This window comes from Peterkaempfera podocarpi (assembly GCF_042466665.1).
GTDB classification, from domain to species: domain Bacteria; phylum Actinomycetota; class Actinomycetes; order Streptomycetales; family Streptomycetaceae; genus Peterkaempfera; species Peterkaempfera podocarpi.
Genome location: NZ_CP162102.1, coordinates 309,024 through 333,385, shown reverse-complemented (window position 1 = coordinate 333,385; position 24,362 = coordinate 309,024). Strand labels below are relative to the sequence as shown.

The following is a 24,362-nucleotide window of genomic DNA, read 5'->3' as shown; positions in this document are numbered from 1 at the left end:
AGGCCCGGGGCCGCCCGGCACACAGGGGCGGGCGGCCCCGGGCCCGGCCGGCACGGCGCAGTGGCGGCCCCGCACGGTCGACCGGGATTCGTCGTGCCGCAGTCGAAGCGGTCAGTGCGGGTAGACACGCGGTGGACGCTGACGGGGCAGCCCCTCGCGGAACTCCGCGGTGATCACCGCCGGACGATAGCAGCGCACGGCGGCGCGCTCGCCCCGGTACGACACTGGGACGACGGCTCCCGAATCCCGTTGCACCGTACTGCGCGGCTCGCCATGCTGACGGGCATGCCCGGTCAGCGCAAGAGGAAGCGAGCGCGTGAGCGCGCCGCCCTGGCCTCCACCGAGTTCCAGGAAGGCCCGGGACACTGGGAGGTGGTCTTCTCGACCGAGGACGAGTCGGCGCTGCGGGCCCATGTCCGACGGCTCCGCGCCGAGAACCGGATCGCCGAGGACGCCTTGCTGCGTGCGGACATCCTCTGCGGACGCCTGGTCCAGCCGACCACCTACCAGCTGAGCGTGTGGGTCGCCGACCCGCCGGGCGCAACTGCCGCGCAGCCTGCCGCCTCCGGCGGCTGACGCACCGTACGCCCGGGTCGGCCGGCCTTCCCCGGCCCGTGCCGCCTGTTCGACGAAATGCGTTGCACCGGCCCCGGCCGACTGGCACGATCACCGCCATGATGATCCGAAAGGCTGGCCTCGCGAAGTCCCGGTGACCGCGATGGCAGACCACCACACCCCCCGCGTCCCTTCCCCCGCTCAGCTGGGGGCACGCTTCGACCACCTGCCGTACAGCGCCCGCACGAGCGCCCTGTGCCGCTACGCCCGCACCCTTGGGCAGGCCCCCTACGAACAGCTGCGGCAAGCCCTCGACAGCGGCAGCGACGACGACCGGCAGACCGGTCTCCTCCTCGCGATCGCCCGCCGCGACACCGCCCGGGTCGGTGCCGCGCTCCATGATCCGCTGCTCTGCCGTCGCGCGCTGTCCGCCGCGATCCGGCTCCCCGTCCCCGAGGACGACCTCACCCGGGCCGCCCTCGACGGGCCCCGGGCCGTGCGCCACGGCCTCTACCGAGTGCTGCGGCTGTCACGCCGCCGGGACACGGCGGACCGGCTGCTCCCCGAGGTGCGCACCCGCCATGGAGACCTCGACGCGGCCCGGCTGCTCCCCGCCTGCTCACCCGCGGCCGCTGACCGGTGGCTGCCCGCGCTGGCGGTGCCGACCGGCGTACTGCACTCCCTGGCCCGCACCGCGCCGCTGGCCGTGGCCCACGCACTGATCGCGGAAGAGCGCGGCGCCCAGCAGACGGGTTCCGCCCCGCGAGGCACGGCCAGGCTGGTGTCCGTCGTCGCGACCCGCGACCGGCAGGCCCGGCTGCTGCTGCTCGATGCCGCACCCCGACTGCTGACCCCGGCCGCCGTCACCACCTTGCTGCGGGAGCCCGGCGCCGTGCTCAAGGCGGTCCGCAGCCAGGGCATCGACCGCCTCCCGGTTCCCGACACCGGCCTGCCCCGCGGCGTGCAGCGGACACTGCGCGCCCTGCCGCCGGGGGACCTGGCCGAACTGGCGGCCGTCTGCCGGCTGCAGAGCCGGGGCCTGTCCCAGAGCGTGCCCGAACCGGTGCTGGCGCTACTGCCCCCGGACGAGCGCAGACGCGCCGCCGAATCGTGGACCGGAGGCAGGGGCGCACGGGTGCTGTCCGCCGTCCCCGCACTGCTCGCGCTGGAACCCGCCGACCGCGCCACCCTGGTGCGCCGCCTGCTCGCCGGCCGTACCGGCCGCAGGCCGTACCTCCGGGCCAGGCTGCTGTCCGCCCTCCCGCTGGCCGAGGCGGAACCGGAGCTGCGGTCGCTGGCGGAGTCGCACCGCCGCAGCGACCGCGAGGTCGGCTGGTCGGCCCTGATCGCCTGCAGCCGACTGGACGGCGACCCGCGGGCCCATGCACGCGTCCTGCGCTCCGCCGAGCGGGCCTGGCACGACCAGTGCTTCGTACGGGAGGCCGCCCTCGGGCAGTGCGCCGACACCCCGGAACCGCTGCTGGCGTCCGTGCCCCTGGAGGTGCTGCGTGATGCGGCGCTCACCACCCTCCAGGCCCGCGACACCACCGTGACCGGCCTCGGCCGCGTCCACACGTGGCTGCACCGCACCGCCCAGCAGGCAGCGGAGGCGGACGACCCGGCGCGGGTCGCCGCGGCGGCGGAGCTGATGGCCTGGGTGGCCGCCCATCCGCGTGCCGTGGTGCAGGTCCGACCGCTCCGGGTACCGGCCATGACGGCACGGCAGGTCTGGGAGCGCTGCGAGCGGTCCCTGCCGCGGCCCGATCTGTTGCTCACGGTGGCGGAACTGCTGGGGGAGTGCGTCGCGGAGGTCCCCGGGCTCGACAGCTGGCTGCGGGAGCGGATGCGGGACCCGGCAGGGCCCGGGGCCGCCGCCCCCTGGGCCGTCGGCTCCGGTCCGGTGGAACGGGTGGTGCGGCTGTGGACCGGCCCGCGGAGCCTGCGCGAGGAACGCTGCGCGGAACTGGTGCGGGCCGATCCGTCGTACGCCGCCGTGGAGCAGGTCTGGCGGATGCTCGCCCTGCGCCGCACCGACCTGCTCGGCCGAGTGCTGGCCGCCGCCCTGGACGGGGGGCCGGGGGCGCTGTGGCCACGCCCCGGGACCGGCCTGCCGCCGCTCCCGCCCGGGGCGAGAGGGCGCTGGCGGCCCGCAGACCGTGCCACCCACGACCGGCTGCTGCAGGCCGTCGCGGCGGACCCGGCGCAGGACATCGGTCCCCGGACGGCGGCCGCCCGGGAGATCACCGACCCGCAGGCGGCCGCGGAACTCGCCCGCACCGCACCGCAGCCCGTGGCGGCAGCGGCGCTGTCCGGGCTCGCCGGCACCTCGGACACCGGCGGGGCCCTGCCGGTGCTGCTGGCCTGCGCACAGAGCGGCGGAGTGCGCGGCCGTGCGGCGCTGGCCGGACTGCGGCAGCTGCTGCGGCGGCTTCCCGATGGGGAGGCGGTCCGCATTCCCGCGGGTGTGCTCCAGGACCAAGGGGCGCCGGTCGGTGCCCGCAAGGAGGCGGCGCGTACGCTCGGCGACGTGCCAGGCGAGGAGGCGCGGCAGGCCCTCCTCCACGCCTGGGACGACGGGTCCCTGCACCGCGATGTGCGGGCTGCGGTGGCGGTGGTCCTGCTGGACTCGGTCGACCGGGAGGAGATCCGTGACCGGCTTGTCGCGCAGTTGGCCGAGCCGGCGGTCCGGGAGGCGCTGTTCGCCGTCCGGACGGCGGCGCTGCCGGTTCCGGCCCGGGTCGGCCACCGGCTGTTCCTGGTCCGGGCGATGTCGCACTCCGACACCGGGACCGCGTCGGCAGCATGTGAGGCCTACTGCCGCTCGGGCCCGCCGACGGCCGAGGCGGCCAGGGCCGCAGCCCGTCTGGTGCTCGCACTGGACGCCCCACTGCGGCACTGTGCGCCGGCGATCGCGCTGCTCTCCCGTGGCGCCGGGGAGCTTGCGGTCCGGCAGGCATGGCTTGACGCCGTGCTCCACCTGGCCGGGCTGGCGCGTGCCGGACGGGACCGCAGGGCCGTGGCCCGGCTTGTCGCCCTGGCGAGCGGCTTCGCCGACTGTGCCCCTGACCTGCTGGACGCGCTGGTGGAACCGCTGGCGGCAGCCGGGCTGCCGGGGCGGGCCGCCGAGGCCGCGGGCGCGGCCGCCGTGAAGGCGCTGGTGTCCGGACATGCCGACGTCGGCCGCTGGGACCGCTGTCTGGACCTGGTCGAGGCCGGGCCGCTGCGGCTGCCCCAGCTTCCCCTGCACGGCCCCGGCTGGCAGCCGGACCGCCTGCCCAGGCAAGCGGTGTCGCAGGTCCTGTCCCGGCTGCGCGCCCGGGGCACGGCGTCGGCGGGGGTGCTGGCGGTGCGTCTGCTGGCATCGGCCGGGCAGGCCGACGAGTGGGCCAAGCCCTGGCGGACCGAACTGGAACGGTGGCGGCGCCACCCCGACCCCGATGTGGCGGAGTGCGCCCTCCTGGTCGACATCAGGCTGCCGTGAGCCTGAACGGCGAAGAATGGTGAACGGTGAACGGTGAACGGTGAACCGTTGACCGGCTGCCGCCGCAGTCCGCGGCGGCGGCGGTTCTCGGTGTCGGACGAGCCCAGCTGGCAGGAGTTGATCCACCGTCACCAGGCCAAGGAGTTCGTCGGCCGGGACCAGGAACTGGCCTGGTTCCGCGGCAACCTCGCCCTGCCCGTGACGGAGCGGCGCTTCATCGTCAACATCCACGGCGACGCCGGGGTCGGCAAGAGTGTGTGTGCGTTCCTCTCCCGCCGCCCCAGTCCCCGTCTGCTGCTGGCAGCCTTCGGCCGCGCCCGCCGCTTCACCACCGAGCTCCGCACCCACCGCGGCGGGGATCAGCGGCTCGCAGCCCAACTCGTGGAGGAGATCTCCCGCGGCCTGCGCCTTCTCCAGGATGCAGCCCCCGGCCTGCCGTCCGCACCCGAACAGCCGCGCAGCGAACCAGGACACGGCCCCGGGACCGGATGATCCGGCCGCGGGGATTCCGTCGACGGCGCGTGGGACAGTCGGGCGGCGCCGGGCCGGCCGCAGCCGTCGTCGTCGTCGCAAGGGGTGCCCGCTCCGTCCGGCACCCGTGGGAAGCCGCGGTTCAGCGATAGACGGAGAACCTTGTGACCTTCATCGACTCCGACGGATAGTGGGAGTCGAAGCCGCCACCCGTCTTCAGCAGATAGCCGTACACGCTGCCGTCGGTCCACCATGTGCCGAGGTAGGTGTCCTTGCCGAACGTGACCCGGATCGTCACCTGGCCGAGCGCTCCAGGCTTCAGCTTCACCGAGGGATATGTGCCACCGACCGTGTAGACGAAGTCCGCGCTGTGCGGAGCGTGAGAGGGCTTCTCCCACTTGCGGGTCGCCGGGTCGAAATATGTGCTGCTGACCCCCTTGTACTGGGCGTTTCCCGCCGGCCCCGCGCTTCCCATGTCCAGCTCGAATGTCAGCGGCGCATATGTCTCACGGGTCTGGAGCCGGTACCGGAGAGTGAATGTGACGGTCTTGCCGCGCTTGACGCGGGAGGGAATCCCCGTGATCCACGTGTTGATGCTCGACGGTGCCGTCACCAGTACAGGAGACGGGTGCACCGACCACGTCGTCGCCGAGGCCTCGGCCGCGCCGGGCATCAGAGACAGCGCCCCTGCGCCCGCAGCCAGCACACCGACCCGAACGGTCCCCTGCAACAACGTCCCCTCCCCTGGGCAAGCGGCACGCAGCAGCCGCACCGCTGGAAGATACACGGTACGGAATGGCGACCGCCGCACCGATGTCACGTTCTCCCGACGCCCCGACGCCCCGACGCCCGACGCCCGACGCCCGACGCCCCGACGACACGCGCATGGAATCGGCCAGGGAACGTCGTCATGGGTGGCCGCCGACGGTCACATGGTCAGGTGGAGTGCCGGGTGCTCCGGCCAACTGCCCGGGATTCCTCGTCGCCGACATGTCGCCGACATGGGTGCCCTCGTGCCCCGCCGCCCGGCCCGGCCGCCCCGTGCAGGCGCGGCCGGGCCGGACGGCGGGGACGCAGTCCCCCTCAGGTCACCAGGGGAGGGGACCCTCGGCGTCGAAGTAGCCTCCGGTCGGGCCCTCGGGGCCGACCTGCGCCATGCGGACGATGATCTCGGCGCCCTGCTCGACGGTCTGCGTACCCGTGCGCCCGTTCAGGTCGGTCGCGGTGAAGCCCGGCTCCACCGCGTTGATCCGCATGGTCGGGAACGCCTTCGCGTACTGCGCCGTGACCATGTTGACCGCGGCCTTCGACGCCGGATAGGCGACGCCCGGGTAGGCGTAGGCCGGCTCTCCCGGGTCGGTGACCCGGGCCAACGAGGCCAGACCGCTGCTCACATTGACGATCGTCGGACGCTCGGACCGCAGCAGCAGCGGCAGGAACGCGTGGGTGACGCGGACCAGGCCGAAGACGTTGGTCTCGAAGGTCTGCCGCATGATGTCGGCGGTCAGCTGCCCCGCGCCGATGATGCCTCCGTCCGGCGTCCGGCTTTCGATACCCGCGTTGTTGACCAGGACGTCCAGTCCGCCGTCGGCGGCGATCGTCTTCGCCGCCGCGTCCACGGACGCGTCGTCGGTGACATCGATGAGGACCATCCGCGCGCCCAGTTGCTCGGCGGCGCGGCGTCCCCGGTCGGCGTCCCGGCTGCCGAGGTAGACCGTGTGGCCCTCCGCGACGAGTCGACGGGCGGTCTCGAACCCGAGTCCCTTGTTTGCTCCGGTGATCAGTGTTGTCGTCATGCCCCCAGCCTCCCGCCCCGCGACGGGGGTCAGCCAGTAGACCTGTCTTCCTGGGACTGCTGGTACCAGGCAGCCCGGCGGCCCCACGAGGCACACTGGTGGACGTGGCTACAGCGGAGTTCGGTCGGGCGGTGCGCCGTTGGCGTGACCGGCTTCCTCCCGAGGCCGCCGGGCTGCCCGCCGGCGGTCACCGGCGTGCGGCCGGGCTGCGCCGTGAGGAACTGGCCCTGCTCGCGGGCATCTCCGTGGACTACATCACGCGCATCGAGCAGGGCCGTGCGACCAGTCCGTCGACTCAGGTCGTCGAAGCCCTCGCCAGGTCCCTGCGGCTGGCCGGAAGCGAACGTGCGCACCTCTTCCGGCTCGCAGGGCTGGTGCCGCCGGGTCCCGAGACGGTGCCCGCGTACATCACCCCGAGCGTCCAGCGGCTGCTGGACAGGCTGACCGGCACACCCGTCGCGGTCTACGACGCGGCCTGGACACTGCTGATGTCCAACCCGCCCTACGCGGCCCTGATGGGTGATCCGTCCGGGTGGCGCGGCAATGAGCGCAACGGGGTGTGGCGGCAGTTCGTCGGCCCGGGCACCCGGGCCCGGCACACACCGGAGTCCCTCCGCACCTTCGAGACCGCCCTGGTCGCCGATCTGCAAGGGGCAGTCGGCCGCTATCCGGCGGACCGGGGACTGCGGCGGCTGGTCGCGGAGCTGCTCGCACGCAGTGACCGATTCACGGAGCTGTGGAACTCCGGTGCCGTGGGCAGCCATGAGGCCGCGCGCAAGACCATCGACCACCCGCAGGTCGGGCCGCTGGTACTGGACTGCGACGTCCTCACGGTCGCGGGCAGCGACCTGCGCATCATGATCTACACCGCCGAGCCCGGCACCGAGGACGCCGAACGCCTCGCCCTGCTCACCGTGCTCGGCACCCAGACGCTCGCCGGGTAACCGCAGCCGGTGCCGGCACGTGGGACCCCAGCCCGGCCCCTGGCCGCTGGAGGAGCCTGACGGCCCGTCCCGGTCAGAACAGCTGCGGCTGCTCCGCCGCCGACGGGTGGACAGCCTTCACCACCGGCACGGCCGTGCGCGCGGACGGATCCTTGCGCAGAGCCCATCCCGCGAGATGGCGGCTGTCCAGAAGCAGCCGGGAACCGCGGTCGCTGTCCAGGTACACATCCGGCCCCACCACTGCTCGTACGATGCCCGCGACCTCGCCGCCCTCGGCGAATGAGACCACCCGCTCGTCGATCGTGGGCGCTCCGGCAGGGCCCAGCCCGTAGGCGGCGCAGTTGTCGGCCGGCGGCTCACCCGGCAGCCGGTGCAGTGCCTCCGGCCAGCCGGGCAGGGCATGGCAGCGGGCGCCCAGAGCGGTCAGCTCCGCCAGTCGCTCCGCGACCGGCGGCAGGCCCTCGCGTGCGGGCCGCTTGGCCTCGGCCCGGACATGGTCCGGCAGGCCCAGTGCCGCGCCCAGCACCGCCTCGGCGCGGCGTGCCGCCATCAGCGGGCCTCTGCCGAGGAGCAGATGCGCGATCGCCCCCTGCTCCAGGAGCCTGGCCGTGCCGCGCTCGACCGCGCTGATGCCGACCTTGACGAGCCCGGCCCTGAAGTAGGCCAGATAGAGGTGGTACGGCTGCGGGTCGTCCGGGACGGTGTCCGCCGCGACGGACTGGGACCGGTCCAGCGCCGAGCAGGGTGCGCACTGGGCCCGTGTCCCGGCCGGGGCCAGCAGGGCGCCCGACGGGCAGGGCAGACGGCCGCGCGAACGCCGCACACCCAGGCAGCGCCGCTGCGCTCCGGCCACGAAGGACAGCTCCGCACCGAGGACGTCCGCCCCTAGCCGGTCACCGTGCTGCTCGTGGTACCAGCCCAGGGCCGGCCGGCCCTGGTGCCACCGCACTCCGGTGGACCACCACAGTTCGACCTTGCCGTCGGCAGACTCCCGCATGCCCCGATCCTGGCACGCCCCACCGACAGCGAGGTGCGGCCGCCGGGGCTCAGCGGCTGGTCGCGCCGAGCAGCAGCCGGAGCAGGCGGTTGAGCTCGGCGGCCTCGCTCTCGCTGAGGGCGTCGAACGCTTCCTGCTGCACGGAGAGGCCGGCGCCCACCGCTGCCTCGATCAGGTCGAGACCGGCGGGGGTGAGCGTCACTCGCACGCCGCGCCGGTCGTGCGGGTCGGGGGAGCGGGTGATGTGTCCGGCGCGCTCCAGCTTGTCCAGTCGGCCGGTCATGCCGCCGGTGGTGAGCATCAGGGTTGTGGTGAGCTCGCGGGGGGAGAGCGAGTACGGGGCGTCGGCGCGCCGCAGGGTGGCGAGCACGTCGAATTCGCCACGACTGATGCCGTAGCGCGCATAGGTCTTCTCCATCCGGTCGCCCATCGTCCGGGCGATCCGGTAGATCCGGCCGAACGCGGCCATCGCGTCGGTCTGCAGGTCGGGGCGGACATGTGCCCACTGGTCCGTGATCAGGTCGACGGGGTCCGGGCGGGCGGTCGGGTCGCGGTCCATGGCGACAGTGTGGCACAAAGTTACTCTGAAAAAAGAAGCTTGCAACTAAGTAGCTTGCTGCTAAGCTACTTAACATCTGCTCCACCCGCTCTGGAGGAACCGTGCGCGTGATCGACTTCGACCATCTCGTCCTCAATGTCGCCGACATCGAGCGCTCTCTCGACTTCTACTGCGGCAAGCTCGGCCTTGCGCCGGTGCGCGTCGACGAATGGCGCGCAGGGAAGGCGCCCTTCCCCTCGGTACGGGTGAGCCCGACCGCCATCATCGACCTCACACGCAGCCGCCGCGGAGTCGAGGCCGCCGAGAGCCCCGCACTCTGGTCGAACGTCGACCACATCTGCCTGGTCGTCGAGCCCCTCGACTGGCAGCAGGTCATCGACTCCGGGGAGTTCACCGTGGTCGACGGCCCCGGCAAGCGGTTCGGCGCCCGCGGTACCGCCATCTCGCTCTACGTCAGCGACCCGGACGGCAACACCGTGGAGCTGCGCTGGTACCCGGCGGAGGACTGACGGACTACCCGCCCGGCGCGAGGCGCAGGGGCCGGCGGTCGACCGGCGCCGCGCACCCGTTCGGTCCGGCCGCACCCGGTGCGGCGTCGAGTACCGCGCCAGGGACGCCCCCCGCGTCCCATGTCTGACGGCTCGTCAAGTCCGCGCCCGGTGTCCTGCGCCCCATGTGATCATTGACGTGGCGCACCATGCTGCTTCAGACCGGACCGGACCGGATCCGGCCCGCTCGTCGGGCCACCGCTCCGTCGGCCGCGCAAGGCCATGTGCCCCAGCGACAAGGCGGCCCCGGGCCGTAGCCCGGGGCTGCCCGTCCGACTGCTCCGCGCTCAGCGCACACCCGCATCCGGAAGCGGGGCAGCCGGGCGCCAGGACATGCCGGGAACGACCAGTGGGCCGCCCGTCACCGGATCGGGGACGACCACCGACGACAGCCCGAAGACCTCCTCGACCAGCTCCGCCGTGACGACCTCGGCGGGCGGGCCCTGGGCCACGATGCGCCCGGCCTTCATGGCCACGAGGTGGTCGGCGTAGCGGGCGGCCTGGTTGAGGTCGTGGAGCACGGCGACCACGGTGCGGCCCCGCTCGTGGTTGAGTCGGCGCACCAGGTCCAGCACCTCCACCTGGTGGGCGATGTCCAGATAGGTGGTGGGCTCGTCGAGCAGGAGCAGGTCGGTGTCCTGGGCCAGGGCCATCGCGATCCACACCCGCTGCCGTTGGCCGCCCGAGAGCTCGTCCACCGGCCGGTCGGCCAGGTCCGCGGTGGTGGTGCGCTCCAGCGCCTCGGCGACCGCCTGCTCGTCGGCCTCGGACCACTGCTGCCACCACTTCTGGTGCGGCTGGCGCCCCCGTGCGACCAGATCGGCGACCGTGATCCCGTCCGGCGGGGTGGGGGACTGCGGCAGGACGCCGACGGTCCGGGCGAGCTGCCGGCCCGGGACCCGGGCGAGTTCCACGCCGTCCAGCAGCACCACGCCCTGGCGCGGCTTCAGCAGTCGGCCCAGCGCCCGCAGCAGAGTGGACTTGCCGCAGGCGTTGGGGCCGACGATGACGGTGACCTGTCCGTCGGGAATCTCCAGAGCCAGGCCCTCGACGACCGTGCGGTCCTCGTACGCCAGGGTCAGGTCCTGCGCCGAAAGGCGGCTGGTGGGCGTACGGTTCATGACGCGGTGCCTCCGGAACGGCTGCGGGTGCGGACGATGAGCCACATCAGGTACGGGGCGCCCACCGCTGCGGTGAGGACGCCCACCGGCAGCTCGACGGGCGAGAACAGCCGGCGGGCCAGCAGATCCGCGACCACGACGACGAGCGACCCGGTCAGTGCCGAGGACAGCAGCGGGATCTGCGCGGTGCGGGTGAGCCGGCGTGCGATCTGCGGGGCGAGCAGCGCCACGAAGTCGACCGGTCCGGCGGCGCCGGTGGCGACCGACGCCAGGATGACACCGAGTGCGGTCAGCCCCAGCCGGACCCGGTCCAGCCGCACCCCGAGCGCGGTCGCGGTGTCGTCGTCGAACGACGCACCGCGCTGCGCCCGCGCCGCCCACACGGCGGCCGGCACGGCGAGTGCCAGGACGAGGGCGAGCGGTCCTGCCTCCTCGTACCCGCGGCCGTTGAGGGAACCGGTCAGCCAGACCTTCGCCTGCTGGGCCACCAGGTAGTCGCCCTTGGTGAGGAACAGCTGCGTCAGCGAGCCGAGCGCGACCGACACACCGATGCCGACCAGGACGAAGCGCGACGAGTGCAGCCTGCGGCGCCATGCGAAGACGTACACCAGCAGCGCCGCGGCCAGGCCGCCGCCGACCGAGACATAGGGCAGCGCGGTGTAGCCGACGGCGTTGAAGCTCATCGCGGCGACCGTGGCCGCGCCCGCCCCGTGGGTGACACCGATGACGTCGGGGCTGGCCAGCGGATTGCGTGCGACGGTCTGCACCAGTGCGCCCGCGACGCCGAAAGCAGCCCCGGCGAGCAGCCCGACGACCAGCCGCGGCAGGCGGAGGGTGCCGACCACCAGCTCGTCCGGACTCGGCCTGCCCAGGAGCACCCGGACGACCTGCGTCGGTGCGACGAAGGACTCGCCCACGCACAGGTATGCCACCACCGTGCACGCCAGCAGCACGGTGAGCACCGCCGCGACGGCGACGGCGCGGCGGTGCACCAGGAAACTGGCCCGCGCCGGACGCAGCACCGCGTACCCGGCCGGGCGGACGGCGGTGAGTCCGGTGCGGCTCATGCGGACACCACCGCCCGGCGCCGTACCAGTGCGATCAGGAACGGCACGCCGATCAGGGCGGTCATGACGGCCACCGGGACCTCCGAGGGCGGGAAGACGATACGTCCGAGCACGTCGGAGCCAAGGATCATCACCGGCCCGAGCAGCGCGGCCAGCGCCAGCACCCAGCGGTGCGAAGTGCCGACCAGGGCGCGGGCGATATGGGGAACAGCCAGTCCTGTGAAGGCGATCGGGCCGACGGCTGCCACCGCGGCGCCGGTCAGCACGGTGGCGCCGAGCGCGCCCAGCGCCCGCAGCAGGGCGACGTTGTGGCCCAGGCCCTTGGCGGCGTCGTCGCCCAGCGCAAGCGCGTCGAGCCCCCTGGCCAGCGCCGCGACCAGCACCAGACCGACCAGCAGGAACGGCCAGATCCGGTCGATGACATCGCTGCCGCGCCCGCTGATCGAACCCACCTGCCAGAAGCGGAACTCGTCCAGTGCGCGGGCGTTGGTCGTCGCGATGCCGGAGACCAGCGAGGCGAGGAAGGCGTTCATCGCGGCGCCCGCGAGCGCCAGCTTGACCGGCGAGGCGCCGCCGCGGCCGCCGCTGGCGACGGCGTACACGCCCACAGCCGCCAGCGCCGCGCCCACGAAGGCGAACCACACATAGCCGCCGAGGGAGTGCACGCCGCAGAACGCGATCGCGCACACCACCCCCGCCGAGGCGCCCTGGCTGACGCCGAGGATGCCCGGCTCGGCGATCGGGTTGCGGGTGATGCCCTGCATCACCGTCCCGGCGAGCGCCAGCGCTGCGCCGGCCAGCACTCCGACGACTGTGCGCGGCACCCGTAGGGACCGCACCACCAGGGCGTCGTCGCTGGTTCCGCCGTGCAGCAGCGCCTGGAACACCTCACCTGGGGCGATGGTGCGGCTGCCCACCGCGAGGCTCAGCAGAACGGCGGTCAGCAGCATCACCGCGCCGGCCAGCAGCCAGGCGACACGGCGACGGATGGGTGGCGGCATGCGCCTGGCTCACTCTCTCTTGTCCGTGGTTCCGGGGCGGTCAGGCCGTCAGGTACTTCTGGAGGTCGTCCAGCACCGCGTTGGCGGCGGTGACGCCGAGGCCCAGGTACCAGGTCTCGTCCGGCACGTCGTAGGCGTGGCCCGCCTTGACCGCCTTCAGGTTCTTCCACAGCGGGTTGCCCTGGGCCTTGCTCTTGTCCGTGGCCTTGGGGTCGCCGTAGACGCCGGTGAAGATGTAGTCGGCGTCGGCCTGGTCGATGTTCTCTGCGCTGATCTCGGCCGCCAGGTCCGCGATGTCCTGGTTCTTGGGACGCGGGATGCCGACGTCCTTGAGGATCGTGCCGATGAAGGAGTCGTTGGCGTACAGCCGGATCAGTCCGTTGGGCATGTAGCGGACCATCGACACCGTCGGCTTGTGGGCGCCCAGCTTGTCGCCGAGCGATGTCGCCCGCTTCTGGTAGGCGGCGAGGTTCGCCTGGGCCTGCGCGGTCCTGTCGAGTGCGGCCGCGTTCAGGAGGTAGTTCTGCTTCCAGGTGAAACCGGGCCGGATGGAGAACACGGTGGGCGCGATCTTCGACAGCTCGTCGTAGGAGGCGGCGGCGCGCAGCTGGCTGCCCAGGATCAGGTCCGGCTTGAGGGCGGCGATGGCCTCCAGGTTGAGGCTGTTGATCGTACCGATGTCGGCGGGCGTCCCCGCGTCCTTCTTCAGGTACGAGGGCAGCTCGGGAGAGCCCTCGGTGAGGGCCAGGCCGACCGGCTTCACGCCCAGGGAGACAACGTTATCGAGCTCACCGACGTCCAGCACCACCACCCGCTTGGGCTGGGCCTTGATCACGGTGCTGCCCATCGCGTGCTTGATCGTGCGCGGCCACTCACCGGGCTTGGCGTCCGTCCCGAGGGCCGCGGTCTTCTCGGCCGCGTCCCCGAAGTCCTTGCCGCCCTTCGCAACCGACTTGGAATCCTTCGCCTCGGCCGCGGCCCCGGCCGTCACCCCGGCGCTGCCTCCCTTTCCGTTCCCGGAGGAGTCGCTGCCGCACGCCGCAAGGGACAGTGCGACGGCGACGACGAGAGCGGCTGCGGCCGTGCCGCGGCGCCGAAGAGACATGTGAGGGCTCCTGTAGCTGTGGTTCATGTTTAAAGCTTTAGGTGAGGCTTACCTTAGTGGGTGCTGATGTGCAGGATGCAAGCAGGGGGTCCCAAGCCGTCGTACGGCCCGTCACAGCAGGCGCCCGGCGTGACGGGCCGGGTCCCGCGACGTCCGCCGCCACCCGTGACCTCCGCGCTGCCCCGCTGATAGCCTCCGACCCGTTTGCTCAGACCCGCTTGCCTCCGACCCGCTTGCCGCGAGTCCGGCGCTCCGCGCCGACCGCCCGCGGCCCGATGGCCCAGGGCACCGGCAGGCCGTACCGGGCGGCACCGGAGCCCCGGCCCGGCATCCGACGGACCCGGAGCCGGCGAGGCCTTCCCACCCGCGCCGGCGGACCGGACCAAGGAGACCTCGTTGCACCCCGTCGTGACAGCCCACCAGATGTCCGCCGCCGACCCGGCCACCACCGGCCCCGGCGGCATCGCCCTGCTGGCCGTCGCCGGGCTGCTCGCCGGACTGGCGGGGACGGCGGGCGGCATCACCTCCTTGATCTCCTACCCCGCGCTGCTCGCGGCGGGCCTCCCCGCCCTCGCGGCGAACGTCGCCAACATCGTCGCGGCGGTCGCCACCTGGCCCGGCGCGGCGCTCGCCTCCCGGCGCGAACTGGCCGGCCGGGGAGCGTGGCTGCGCCGCCGGCTTCCCGTCGCCGCGCTGGGCGGAGCAGCGGGGTCGGTACTGCTGCTGACCACCCCGCCGGGAGTCTTCGGCCGCATCGTGCCGTTCCTGGTGGTCGCCGGCTCCCTCACGCTGTTCGCCCAGCCCCGCCTCGCGGCCCGCCACGGCCGGCCCCCGGCAGGTCACCGACCCGGTCTGCGGCGCGCCGTCGTGCCGCTGGGCCTGACCGCGCTGTCGCTGTACAACGGCTACTTCGGCGCCGGATCCGGGGTGATGATCCTCGCCCTGCTGCTGATCACCGCCGAACCCCGACTGCCCACCGCCAACGCGCTCAAGAACATGCTCACGGGTGCCGCGGCGCTCACCTCCGCCGCCGTCTTCACCGCGGTCGGCCCCGTCGACTGGGCGGCCGTCGCGCCGCTCGCCGCGGGCATGTTCGCCGGAGCGACCCTCGGGCCCCGCATCACCCGCCGGGTCCCGGCGGGCCTGCTGCGCTGGCTGGTGGGCGGCCTCGGCCTCGGTCTCGCGGTCCAGCTGTGGACCAGCCCCGGCAGCTGAGGCGGTCCGGGCCGCGCCGTCGCGGCACACGCCGGAGGTGTCCCGGGGCCGCCCGGAGGGGCCGTCACAGCGCTCAGGCGGAGCGGGCGAGTTGGACGTCCAGCGCGGCCCGCAGCCACTCATGGACCGCGCCGAGGGTGGGCTGCGCAGGCCCGGACGGAGAGGAGGGGGCGGTCACCTCACGGGCGAGCGCCCAGTAGCGGTCCATGGCCGGCTCCGCGGCCTGTGTGAGCATGACGCCGAGCCGCCGCCGGAAGCCGGGGGTGTCCTGCCGCCCCAGCGAGCGGGCATGGGCGGAGACAAAGCAGTCCAGCGCCGCCCCCTCCCGTGGTGCACGCCCGGCCAGCAGATCGGCCGAGGCGAGGTCATAGGCCTCGAAGAGGCCGTCGTACAGCGCATCCGGGCGCTGCACCCGGACGGGCAGCCGCTCCGCCAGGCACCCGTCGACGGCGGGGGCGACCAGTGCGTGCAGCCGGGCGAAGGCGAGCACCTGCTCGGGCCTCGGCTCCCGGGGCGGCTGCGGCACTGCGGCGTCGATGATCGCGGAGGCCAGTCGGGAGGAGAGCCGCGCGGGCAGCACACGGTGCCAGAACCGCACCATCGCATCCGTGCTGGGCGGGGAGGCGACGGCGCCGATCAGCCGCAGCCGCTCGGCGCGCTGCTCGGCGGTGCAGTCGTGGAGCAGCCGCAGAGCCGCCTCGCGCCAGCGCAGCGCGGCCAGCTGGGTGCCCAGCTCGCCCAACTGCCGCGCGACGACGTCCTCGAGCGCCTCCCCGCGGTCGAGGACCCGGCCCACCTGCGGCACCGGCAGGTCCAGGGCGCGCAGCGACCGGATCAGCCGAAGCCGCTCCAGGGCCTCGATGCCGTAGAGACGGTGGCCGCCGCCGCTGCGTACGGCCTCGGGCAGCAGCCCGCGGTCGGAGTAGAAACGCACGGTCTTGACCGTGACGCCCGCACGCCGGGCGAGTTCGCCGATACTCAACAGGCCGTCCTGGACCAAGGTCTGAACCTCCCTCAGGGACAGCTCCCACCGTACCCGCCGGTGCGCGGACCGCCGGGGCCGACTGTGCGGACGGCGGCGCGGACGACTGTGCGGACGACTGTGCGGAGGTGTCCGAGTGGCGACGGGGCCGCTCGGGACAGCCGAGGTGCGGGTACCGGACGCCGAGGCCGGTGGACAGGGCGGCCGGCGGCCCGGCTCCTCGACGACCCCGTGAGGGGGCCGGCGAGGGCCCCCGGCCTGGTGCCGCCGACGGGCACCCCCGGGCGTGGGACACGGCCGCCCTTCCCGCCTGCCCGGTCCGACGCGCGGACGACCGCCGGTGAGACCACCGGAGCGCGCCGGTGCTCAGGCCGCAGACCGGATGTGCGGCGGCCGCTGCGCTGCCGCGCCGCCGCGCTGGTGCCGCCGCCCGAACAGGTCGTGCAGGCTGGGCGTCGCGAGGAACCCCTCCGCGCGGGCGCTCGCCAGGCCGATACGAGGCAGCTCGCTGCTCTTCTCGAACAGCAGATAGCGGGGCTCCCACACCGGCCGGTACTTGGCGTTGGCCCGGTACAGCGACTCGATCTGCCACCAGCGGGAGAAGAACGTCAGCACCGCGCGCCACAGCCGCAGCACCGGACCGGCACCGAGCCGGGCGCCCCGCTCGAAGACCGCACGGAAGACGGCGAAGTTGAGCGACAGCCGGTCCACGCCCACCCCGGCCGCCCGCTGCAGCAGCTCGACGACCATGAACTCCACCAGGCCGTTGTCCGCGTCGCGGTCCCGCCGCATCACATCCAGGGAGAGCCCGCGGGTCCCCCAGGGGACGAAGGAGAGCAGCGCCCGCAGCGCCCCGTCGGCGTCGTGGCACTCGACCAGCAGACAGCACCCGTCGGCCGGGTCGCCGAGGCGGGCCAGCGCCATCGAGAAGCCCCGCTCCGTCCCGCCCTCGCGCCACCGGTCCGCCCGGTCCAGCAGGTCCGCCATCTCCTGCTGCGGGATCTCCCGCTGCCGCCGGATGCGCACGGTGTACCCGGCCCGGCGCACCCGGTGTGGGCCTGGCGGACGCACCTCATGGCGCGGCCCTCCAGGGTGAAGCCGGCCTGCTCCACGATCGCCTCGTCGCCGAGCTCCAGCGCGTCGAACCCGTGCCGCGCGTACACGGTCCCGGCCTCCTCGCCCGCCCCGATCACGGCAGGCACCCAGGCGTGCTCGCGGGCCTGCCGGAGCCACAGTTCGATGGCCCCGGGCCATGCCTCCGGGTCGCCGATGGGGTCGCCGGACGCCAGGGTGACCCCGCCCACCACCCGGTAGGTGACGGCGGCCTTCCGGCTGGGCGACCAGACCACCGCCTTGTCCCGGCGCAGCGCGAAGTACCCGAGCGAGTCCCGTTCGCCGTGCCGGTCCAGCAGGGCGCGCAGCTGCTCCTCGTCCTCGGCGGTGAGCAGCGTCCGGCCGCGCGGGGCGCGGAAGCAGACATACACCACCAGCAGGAACAGCAGCGCGGCCAGCACATTGATCACGGCGTCCACCCAGTGGGGGGTGGCGACGGCACTGAAGTCGTCGGAGGAGGGGACCAGGGTGACCACCCGCAGCATGGCGTAGGAGATCTGGTCGCCCAGTGAGGCGCCGGCGACGGTGTTGGTCACATCGACCAGCAGGGTGCCGACCACGCCCGTCGCGGTGAGACCCCCGGCGAACACCGCGAGTGCCAGCCCCGGGTTGCAGCGGTCCCCCTTGGCCCGGAACTCGCGGCGTCCGGCCACCAGGGCCGCCACAAAGAACCCGGTCAGTGTCAGGGAGAACCAGTTGAAGCCGTGCTCCCGGTACCGCTGTGAGGTCATCGCCAGGGCGTAGAGGAGCAGCAGCGGGCAGGCGAGCGCCATGTTGAAGAGCCAGGCGGCCCGTTTGCGACGCCGCATCACCACGGCGAGGAAGCATGCCAGCACCACCGTGACCAGGCCGGCCGTCGCCAGGTACGGGGTGAAGTAGTCGCCCGCGTTGTGGTCACGCACCTCGTCCCGGAACGGCGCCGAGACCACCGACACCAGATTGAGCAGCGCCATCAGCCGCAGGTACCAGACGGTGGCCGCTGCGGCCCGCGGCCCGGGCCGCAGTCGCCCCCGCATTCCGCCCCGCGAAGGCTCTCCCCGAGGGGTGGACGGGCGGCCCGGTGCCGGACAGATCTGCACTGTGGACACGACTGTGCTTCCCGGCGGTAGGGCCCGGCTCCGGCCGACGGCCGGCGAGCGCCGACCGGGTCGGCAGAGCCGGTCTGGACGCTCTCCATTCTCCTGCTCCACGGGCGGCCGTGGGAGTGCCGGCCACCGCGCCGCCGGGATGCGATCAACGCCTCCCCGGCATTGGGTGGAGACCATGCCGCCCGGCCGTCCGCTGCCCACCACCCGCGCCCGTGGAGTGCTGCGCCGGCGTCCGGCCGGACGTCTGCGCGGGTGCGGCGGAGGGGCGGCCGGATGGGCCTGACCAGCGGCGCCTTTCTCGCCGCACTGGTCGTGCTGTGTGTGGCGGCCACCGTGGCGACAGCCCTGTTCGCGGCGCGCATCCCCGGACCGCGCCCGGCTGCGGTGCTCGGCCGGATCGCGATGGTGGCGATGTGCCAGCTTCTGGCGGTGGCTGTGGTGGCGGCCTGGATCAACAACGCCTTCGGTCTCTACACCTCCTGGTCCGACCTGCTGGGAACCAGCGGCGGTGGCGCGGTGTTCACCGGCCCCGCGGGAGGCCCGGCCGGCGGACCGCCCGCGGGGCCCGCCGTATTCACCCGGCAGCCCGACGGCGTGCTGCTGACCCACGCACGCGGACCGCAGTCAGGACTCTCCGGGCAGATCCTGGTCTGGACACCCCCCGAGTACGACCTGCCGGCCTACCGCAACGCCCGATTCCCCGTGGTGATGCTGCTCCATGGGATCCCCGGTTCGCCGCAGACCTGGTTCAGGGCCGGAGACATGCCCCAGGCTGTCGAGACCCTGCTGGCCGGGCATCGGATCCGGCCGTTCCTGCTGGTGGCGCCGGTGATCGACCCCGGCCGGGTCAACACCGACTGCAGTGATGCGGGCTCGGTCCATACCGCCTCCTGGCTCGTCCACGACGTCCCCGCGATCGTCGGGCGGAGCTTTCGAACGGTTCCCGACGCCCGCGGCCGTGCCCTGCTGGGCCTGTCCACCGGCGGCTTCTGCGCGGTGAAACTGACGCTTCAGTTCCCGACGGTCTTCGCGACCGGTGCTGCGATGTCACCCGATCCGCTCGACGGCGATCCCGCCGCCCTGCCGTCCCCCGCCGTCCGGGCCCGCAACAGCCCCCAGCAACTCGTCCGCCGGGTGCACCCATCGGTGGCCCTGCTGCTGGCCACCACGCTCCAGGACCGGACCAGCCGACCCGCGGACCTGGCCCGGTTCCGGCAGGCGGCCCGCCCGCCCACCAGGGTGAGCACCCTGGTGCTGGCGACCGGCGGCCACAACTTCGGTACCTGGAAGCGCATGTACCGCACGGTGCTGCCCTGGCTGAGCAGCCGCCTCGCCGGCGGTCCCGGCACTCCGTGAAGGGCTGTCCCGGCCGCAGGACAATCGGAAGTGGGACCGCCCATAGGGGAGGCGTGCCATGGGCACTGCCGTGACCGAGGGCGCCGCGGCCGGACGCCTCCGCCGTGACGTCGGCTTCTGGGGCCTGCTGTGCGTCTCGCTGGGGTCGATCATCGGCTCGGGATGGCTGCTGGGCGCGCTGACCGCCGCGACGGTCGCGGGAGCGGCGTCGCTGGTGTCATGGGTACTGGCCGCGGCGATGCTGGCGCTGCTGGCCCTGGTCCATGCCGAACTCGGCGCGGCCTACCCGGTGGCCGGCGGCACCGCGCGGTTCCCGCTGTTCGCCTTCGGCTCGCTGGCCGGCTTCACCGCGGGGTGGATGGCCTGGGTGCAGGCGGTCACCATCGCCCCGATCGAGGTCGAGGCCACCCTGTCCTACTCGGACCACATCGGCTGGGTACGCGGCCACCTGGACCTGCTGCGCCCCGACGGCACCCTCACCGGGGCGGGGCTGCTCGCTGCGGCTTGCTTCATGGTGTTCTTCACCCTGGTCAACATCGCCGGAAGCCGTCAAAGAACAACATGGTGGTGCCGCGGGTTCTTTGCTGGTGTCGGGGCCAAGAGTTCCGCCGCGGTGGTGTATCGGTGCTCGGCCGGGGTGATGGCGGGGCCGTGGGCGTCGAGGACGGGCAAGACGTCGTTGATCGCGTTCCACAGGGTGCTGCGGGAGACGTCGAAGAGTTCGGCGAGGGTCTCGAGGGCGCAGATGCGGCGCCGGTAGAGGATCGTTGCCAGGATCCGGTCGGCGTCGGTGATCTTCTGCCGGAAGACGCCCCCTCGGGTGCCGGGCCGACGTTCACCTCCGCGGTGTCGATACCGGCGCTTCTCGATCGCAGCCGCATAGGGCACCACGAGTTCTTCAAGGAGAGCGTGCAAGGCTTTCCGGTTCATGCCGGTCAGCGCGGGGGCGGTGAGCGCGTATCGGCTCGGCTCCATCGGCACCTGCTCGGGATCGGACTGGGTGATGAAGGCCTCCAGATCCTTGGCGCGGGTGAAGTAGCGGACCACCGTCGGCGTGATGCTGATCTTCTGCTCGTCCAAGAGCTGCCGGGTGGCCTTGATCGCCTGGCCGATGGTGACCGGGTTGATGCCGAGCAGGTCGCACAGTACCTTCTGCGGGCAGACCTGCCGCAGGTAAACCAAGGTGACCAGGGTCTCGTCCGCGTTCGAGAGCAGGGACCGGTTGCGGCCGGTGGTGGCGACGCGCCTGCCACCCCGCAAGACGTAACGGCGCTGTTCGCGGCGGGCTTCCTGGTCGGGGGCGAGCTGGGCCTGCAGGGCGCCAAGTTCTGTGTCGGTCATCCCGGTCAGGCGGGGGTCGGCCAGCATACGCAGTGCCAGAATCCGGGCGACGGTCCGCTCGTCGGCGCCTTGCGGTGCCGGGGTGTCGCCGGCGGCGGAGGCGATGGTGTAGTTCCACTTTCCGTGTCGGTCGTGGGCGGTGATCGGCAGGGCCTGCAGTTGTTCGCGGCTGACTTGGACGCCAGTCGGGTAGGTGCCCGGGTCGAGGGCGGTCTCGACTTTGAGTCCCGTGGTCGTGGTGGTCGCGGCGATGGTGTTGAGGATGACTTCGTGGCTGGTCAGGGGTCTGCCGCGCCAGTTCATGGTGATGTGCGAAAAGAGTCGGTGCTCAATCTTGTTCCACTTCGATGTGCCGGGAGGGAAGTGGCAGACCGTGACCGTCAGGCCCGTTTCAGCGGCGAAGGCGGCCAGTTCGGCCTTCCAGAGCCGGTAGCGATAGCTGTTCGAGCCGCCCGCGTCGGCCGTGATCAGCAGCCGGGTCGCCTGCGGGTAGTCGGACGAGCCGCGGGCCTGCCACCAGCGGCGGATCGAGGCGACCGCGAACGCGGAGGTGTCGTGGTCGACGCCAACGTTCACCCACCCGGTGTTCGCCGTCATGTCGTAGATCCCGTACGGGACCGCGGTCTCGACGTGCGGACCGGCGAAGAAGCTGTGGTCCTCGACTTTGACCGGATCGCCTTTGGGCCGCCACTCCTGCCCGGCCATCGGCAGTATGCCCACCTGCTCCTTCTTCTTCGAGTCGACGCTGATCACGGGCTGGCCCGCGGCCTGGTGGTCCTTGACCTGCTCGTTGATGTAGCGGAACTGGGCGTCCCGGTCCGGGTGCTGGGCACCCTCCAGAGTTTTGGCGGTGCCCTGCAGGCTGAAGCCGCTGTCCTTCAGCAATCGCCCGACCGTTGGTGCGGTGACCCGGTGGCCCTGCCGGGACAGCTCGGCGGCCAGGTGCCGCAGCGACTTGGTGGTCCAGCGCAGCGGCGACATCGGATCTCCCCGCTCGTCCGGCTCGACCAGTCGGAGCAGGGCTGTGACCAGGTCGGGGTCGACCGCTTCGGCCCGCAGGCGGCCACCTCCCGGACGGCGTGCGCGGCCTTCCGGCAGGGGCTCGCCGCCGGCTTCGAGCTCGAACACGCCTTTGCGCACAGTGGTCTCGCTCGCGCCAGCCGTCCGTGCGACCAGGCGCACTCCGCCATGGCCGAGCAGCCGTGCCTCGGTCGCCATGGCCAGCCTTCGCTGACGCTCGTTCAAATGCGGTAGCAGTACGGCGAACCGCTGCGTGAGCTGGACGCGGGTCTCGTCGGATATGCCCATACCACGTCAACGACGTCCGTCCGGGGAAGCAACGCGTTGTTCTTTGACGGCTTCCCGGGGTCAAGCAGCTCGCGCGGACCAATGCGCTGACCGTGGCATGGAAGACGGCCGTCCCGCTGCTGACCGCGGTCGTCCTGATGAGCCTGTCGTTCCACAGTTCCAACCTCACCGCGGGCGGAGGGTTCGCCCCCTACGGAGCCCACGGGGTCTTCGCCGCGCTCCCGGCGGGGGTGGTCTTCGCCCTCCAGGGCTTCGAGCAGGCCATCCAGATGGCGGGGGAGGCCCGCCGCCCCCAGCGGGACGTCCCCCGCGCGGTGATCGCCGCCATGGTGGCGGGCACGGTCGTGTACCTGCTGCTGGAGGTGGCCTTCCTCGCGGCGATCGACCCCGCCCGGCTGCTGCACGGCTGGGCGAACCCGGTCGGCAGGGGTGACTTCGGCCCGTACGCCGCCCTCGCGGGCGCCGCCGGCGCCGGCTGGCTGGCCGTGGTGCTCTACATCGACGCCGTGGTCTCCCCGGCCGGGACCGGCCTGGTGTACGTTGCCGCCTCCTCCCGGCTCTCCTACGCCCTGGCCCAGGAGCGGGCGCTGCCCCGCGTCCTGGCCCGGGTCGACCGGCGCGGGGTGCCGCTGGTGTCGGTTGCACTGGCCCTGGTCGTCGGGGTGGTCTCGTTCCTCCCGTTCCCCAGTTGGCAGTCGCTGGTGGGACTGGCCACCTCGGCGACCGCCATCATGTACGCCTTCGCGCCGGTCACCCTGCATGCGCTGCGGCTGAGGGACGCCGACCGGGTCCGGCCCTACCGGCTGCCGGCCTGGCGGGTGCTCTCCCCGGCGGCCTTCGTCTCGGCGGGCCTGATCATCTACTGGTCGGGCTACCAGGCCGACTGGAAGCTCGGCGCCGTCCTGGTGGTCGGGCTGGTGGTCTTCGCATGGGTGCGGATCGCGACCGCCCGCGACCGGCTGCCCTCACTCCACCTCCGGTCCTCCGCCTGGTTCTGGCCATGGCTGGGCGGCCTCGTGGTGATCGGCGGACTGGGCCGCTACGGGGGCAGCGGCATCCTGCCCGACTGGTGGGACCTGGCCGCTGTGGCCGGGTGGAGTCTGCTGGCCTACGGCGTCGCCGTGCGGGCCGCTCTGAGCAGTGAGGAGATGCACGCCCTCGTACGCGCTGCGGAGTCGGACGAGTACCGGCAGCCGACCCGGCCGTGACGCCGACTCCGCCGGGTGAGCCCGGGCCGGCCCCGGCCCGGCGTACGGCCTGCGGTGCGGCCTGCCGCGCCGATCAGGCCGGACGGCCCGGGCGCGCGTGCCCGGGCCGTGGGCGCGTCAGTGGCCGCGGGCCTCCGCGGCCTCCAGCCCCCGGTCGATGCCGTGCGGGACGACCTGCTGTCCGGGCTCCACCTCCAGACGCCTGCCGTCGATGCGGACCTCGACCTTGTCGGCCTCGAAGGAGACCATGTCCTCGATGTGCCCGACCTCGGGGTAGGCGCGACGGTACGTCCAGGCCGCACGCTTGGCGCCGTCGATGTCGTAGTAGTCGGCAAGTCCCTTGTAGGGGCAGAACGTCTGGCCCTCGGCGGACACCAGCCGGCTCTGGTCGATGTCGGCGCGGGGCACGTACCAGCGCGGGGCGAAGCCCGACTCGTAGAGCACGACGGGGTTCTCGGTCCGTGCGACGGTGGTGCCGTCGGAGAGGACCTCGAGGGTGCGGACGGTCCTGCGGATGTCGATCCGGTGGTATGCGTCCGCGGCGTGGCCCAGGATCCGCTCGTCCTCCTCGTAGAAGGCGTCCATGGCCCGCCAGGCGAAGGCGATCCGCCCCTTGAGTTCGTTTGCGTGCTGCGGCAGGCCGACGAACTCCCATGCCGCCCGCTCGGCGGTGTGGCCGTGGGCCTGCACCGAGTACCAGGTGGTGTCGCCCAGATCCTGATGCCGGGTGGTCCGGTCGCTCGGCACCAGGACGTCGGCCCGTACGTCGGCGCGGGGGAAGTACGCCACCGGGTATCGGGCGGGCTCGTGCAGCACCAGGACGTCCTCACTGTCGGCGATCCACTCGCCGTTGAAGCGCACCCGCATCCGGCGCCGCAGCCGTTCGGCGAACAGCAGCCGCTCGGGCATCGGCTCAGGAGTCAGGAAGCGTCCACTGGCGGTGGGGGAGAGCGGGCCCTGCTGCCATGACAGTCCCATGGTCATTCCTCTCGTTCTCTGCGGGTCCCCGAGGTGTCCTGTGGGACGGGTTCGGCCGCGAGTCCGGTCGTGCCGCAGCCCGGTTGCCGGTGTCCGGGGCCTACGGCACCGGGAGTTGCGGACCCGGA

The 24,362-nt window shown here is 73.1% G+C and carries 18 protein-coding genes and 3 pseudogenes; 9 read left to right on the top strand and 12 right to left on the bottom strand.

Features of this window, described 5'->3' with window-relative positions; translation table 11 throughout:
- Nucleotides 1-285: 285 nt before the first annotated feature.
- The 3 genes from AB0761_RS01485 (at nucleotide 286) to AB0761_RS01475 (ending at nucleotide 4,528) form a co-directional block, all read left to right on the top strand.
- The gene (locus AB0761_RS01485) at nucleotides 286-576 is read left to right on the top strand and encodes a hypothetical protein (protein ID WP_377266989.1); all 291 of its coding nucleotides are present in this window, start codon (nucleotides 286-288) and stop codon (nucleotides 574-576) included.
- 142 nt (nucleotides 577-718) lie between these two features.
- The gene (locus AB0761_RS01480) at nucleotides 719-4,036 is read left to right on the top strand and encodes a hypothetical protein (RefSeq protein ID WP_377266988.1); all 3,318 of its coding nucleotides are present in this window, start codon (nucleotides 719-721) and stop codon (nucleotides 4,034-4,036) included.
- Between the two features lie 33 nt (nucleotides 4,037-4,069).
- The gene (locus AB0761_RS01475) at nucleotides 4,070-4,528 is read left to right on the top strand and encodes a hypothetical protein (RefSeq protein WP_377266987.1); all 459 of its coding nucleotides are present in this window, start codon (nucleotides 4,070-4,072) and stop codon (nucleotides 4,526-4,528) included.
- A gap of 121 nt (nucleotides 4,529-4,649) precedes the next feature.
- On the opposite strand, the gene AB0761_RS01470 is transcribed toward AB0761_RS01475, so the two are convergent.
- Nucleotides 4,650-5,120, bottom strand: a complete 471-nt coding sequence (locus AB0761_RS01470) for a hypothetical protein (RefSeq protein ID WP_377266986.1) — start codon at nucleotides 5,118-5,120, stop codon at nucleotides 4,650-4,652.
- A 475-nt stretch (nucleotides 5,121-5,595) separates the two neighbouring features.
- On the bottom strand, nucleotides 5,596-6,303 hold the full coding sequence (locus tag AB0761_RS01465; protein ID WP_377266985.1) for an SDR family NAD(P)-dependent oxidoreductase: 708 nt from the start codon (nucleotides 6,301-6,303) through the stop codon (nucleotides 5,596-5,598).
- 104 nt (nucleotides 6,304-6,407) lie between these two features.
- Here AB0761_RS01465 and AB0761_RS01460 point away from each other — a divergent pair, with 104 nt between their 5' ends.
- Nucleotides 6,408-7,247 (top strand): helix-turn-helix transcriptional regulator, encoded by an 840-nt coding sequence (locus AB0761_RS01460; RefSeq protein ID WP_377266984.1) that lies wholly within the window; start codon nucleotides 6,408-6,410, stop codon nucleotides 7,245-7,247.
- A 73-nt stretch (nucleotides 7,248-7,320) separates the two neighbouring features.
- Here AB0761_RS01460 and AB0761_RS01455 read toward each other — a convergent pair whose 3' ends face one another.
- Together AB0761_RS01455 and AB0761_RS01450 are read right to left on the bottom strand one after the other, a co-directional pair.
- The gene (locus AB0761_RS01455; RefSeq protein ID WP_377266983.1) at nucleotides 7,321-8,244 is read right to left on the bottom strand and encodes a DUF2797 domain-containing protein; all 924 of its coding nucleotides are present in this window, start codon (nucleotides 8,242-8,244) and stop codon (nucleotides 7,321-7,323) included.
- Between the two features lie 49 nt (nucleotides 8,245-8,293).
- On the bottom strand, nucleotides 8,294-8,803 hold the full coding sequence (locus AB0761_RS01450) for a MarR family winged helix-turn-helix transcriptional regulator (RefSeq protein WP_377266982.1): 510 nt from the start codon (nucleotides 8,801-8,803) through the stop codon (nucleotides 8,294-8,296).
- 101 nt (nucleotides 8,804-8,904) lie between these two features.
- On the opposite strand from AB0761_RS01450, the gene AB0761_RS01445 reads away from it, so the two are divergent.
- Complete coding sequence (locus tag AB0761_RS01445) at nucleotides 8,905-9,312, top strand: VOC family protein (RefSeq protein ID WP_377266981.1); 408 nt, start codon at nucleotides 8,905-8,907, stop codon at nucleotides 9,310-9,312.
- 326 nt (nucleotides 9,313-9,638) lie between these two features.
- Here the strand turns inward: AB0761_RS01445 and AB0761_RS01440 are convergent, their stop codons facing one another.
- From AB0761_RS01440 to AB0761_RS01425, 4 genes are read right to left on the bottom strand one after another with little or no spacing between them, the layout of a single operon-like run.
- Nucleotides 9,639-10,472: an ABC transporter ATP-binding protein gene (locus AB0761_RS01440; protein WP_377266980.1), complete on the bottom strand. Its 834-nt coding sequence runs from the start codon at nucleotides 10,470-10,472 to the stop codon at nucleotides 9,639-9,641.
- Nucleotides 10,469-11,539, bottom strand: coding sequence for a FecCD family ABC transporter permease (locus AB0761_RS01435; RefSeq protein ID WP_377266979.1), 1,071 nt, complete (start codon nucleotides 11,537-11,539; stop codon nucleotides 10,469-10,471). The genes AB0761_RS01440 and AB0761_RS01435 overlap by 4 nt, the downstream gene beginning before the upstream one ends.
- A complete protein-coding gene (locus AB0761_RS01430) occupies nucleotides 11,536-12,540 on the bottom strand; it encodes a FecCD family ABC transporter permease (protein WP_377266978.1) in 1,005 nt (334 codons plus the stop codon). Before AB0761_RS01430 ends, AB0761_RS01435 begins: the two co-directional genes overlap by 4 nt.
- A 40-nt stretch (nucleotides 12,541-12,580) precedes the next feature.
- Nucleotides 12,581-13,645, bottom strand: a complete 1,065-nt coding sequence (locus AB0761_RS01425; protein ID WP_377266977.1) for an ABC transporter substrate-binding protein — start codon at nucleotides 13,643-13,645, stop codon at nucleotides 12,581-12,583.
- 396 nt (nucleotides 13,646-14,041) lie between these two features.
- On the opposite strand from AB0761_RS01425, the gene AB0761_RS01420 reads away from it, so the two are divergent.
- Nucleotides 14,042-14,860 (top strand): sulfite exporter TauE/SafE family protein, encoded by an 819-nt coding sequence (locus tag AB0761_RS01420; RefSeq protein ID WP_377266976.1) that lies wholly within the window; start codon nucleotides 14,042-14,044, stop codon nucleotides 14,858-14,860.
- A 73-nt stretch (nucleotides 14,861-14,933) separates the two neighbouring features.
- Here the strand turns inward: AB0761_RS01420 and AB0761_RS01415 are convergent, their stop codons facing one another.
- Together AB0761_RS01415 and AB0761_RS01410 are read right to left on the bottom strand one after the other, a co-directional pair.
- Nucleotides 14,934-15,845, bottom strand: coding sequence for a MerR family transcriptional regulator (locus AB0761_RS01415; RefSeq protein WP_377273906.1), 912 nt, complete (start codon nucleotides 15,843-15,845; stop codon nucleotides 14,934-14,936).
- A gap of 363 nt (nucleotides 15,846-16,208) precedes the next feature.
- Nucleotides 16,209-17,971 (bottom strand): annotated as a pseudogene (locus AB0761_RS01410) (phosphatidylglycerol lysyltransferase domain-containing protein).
- A gap of 345 nt (nucleotides 17,972-18,316) precedes the next feature.
- Here AB0761_RS01410 and AB0761_RS01405 point away from each other — a divergent pair.
- Complete coding sequence (locus AB0761_RS01405) at nucleotides 18,317-19,399, top strand: alpha/beta hydrolase (protein ID WP_377266975.1); 1,083 nt, start codon at nucleotides 18,317-18,319, stop codon at nucleotides 19,397-19,399.
- A 58-nt stretch (nucleotides 19,400-19,457) separates the two neighbouring features.
- Nucleotides 19,458-19,937 (top strand): annotated as a pseudogene (locus AB0761_RS01400) (amino acid permease); the annotation flags it as partial.
- Nucleotides 19,938-19,948: 11 nt separating this feature from the next.
- Here AB0761_RS01400 and AB0761_RS01395 read toward each other — a convergent pair.
- Nucleotides 19,949-22,048 carry an ISAzo13 family transposase gene (locus AB0761_RS01395; protein ID WP_377266974.1) on the bottom strand — a complete coding sequence of 700 codons (2,100 nt, stop codon included), beginning with the start codon at nucleotides 22,046-22,048 and terminating at the stop codon, nucleotides 19,949-19,951.
- Between the two features lie 68 nt (nucleotides 22,049-22,116).
- Between AB0761_RS01395 and AB0761_RS01390 the strand changes: the two are divergent.
- A pseudogene (locus AB0761_RS01390) lies at nucleotides 22,117-23,256 on the top strand (APC family permease); the annotation flags it as partial.
- 117 nt (nucleotides 23,257-23,373) lie between these two features.
- Here AB0761_RS01390 and AB0761_RS01385 read toward each other — a convergent pair.
- The gene (locus AB0761_RS01385) at nucleotides 23,374-24,234 is read right to left on the bottom strand and encodes a DUF427 domain-containing protein (protein WP_377266973.1); all 861 of its coding nucleotides are present in this window, start codon (nucleotides 24,232-24,234) and stop codon (nucleotides 23,374-23,376) included.
- Nucleotides 24,235-24,362 lie beyond the last annotated feature (128 nt).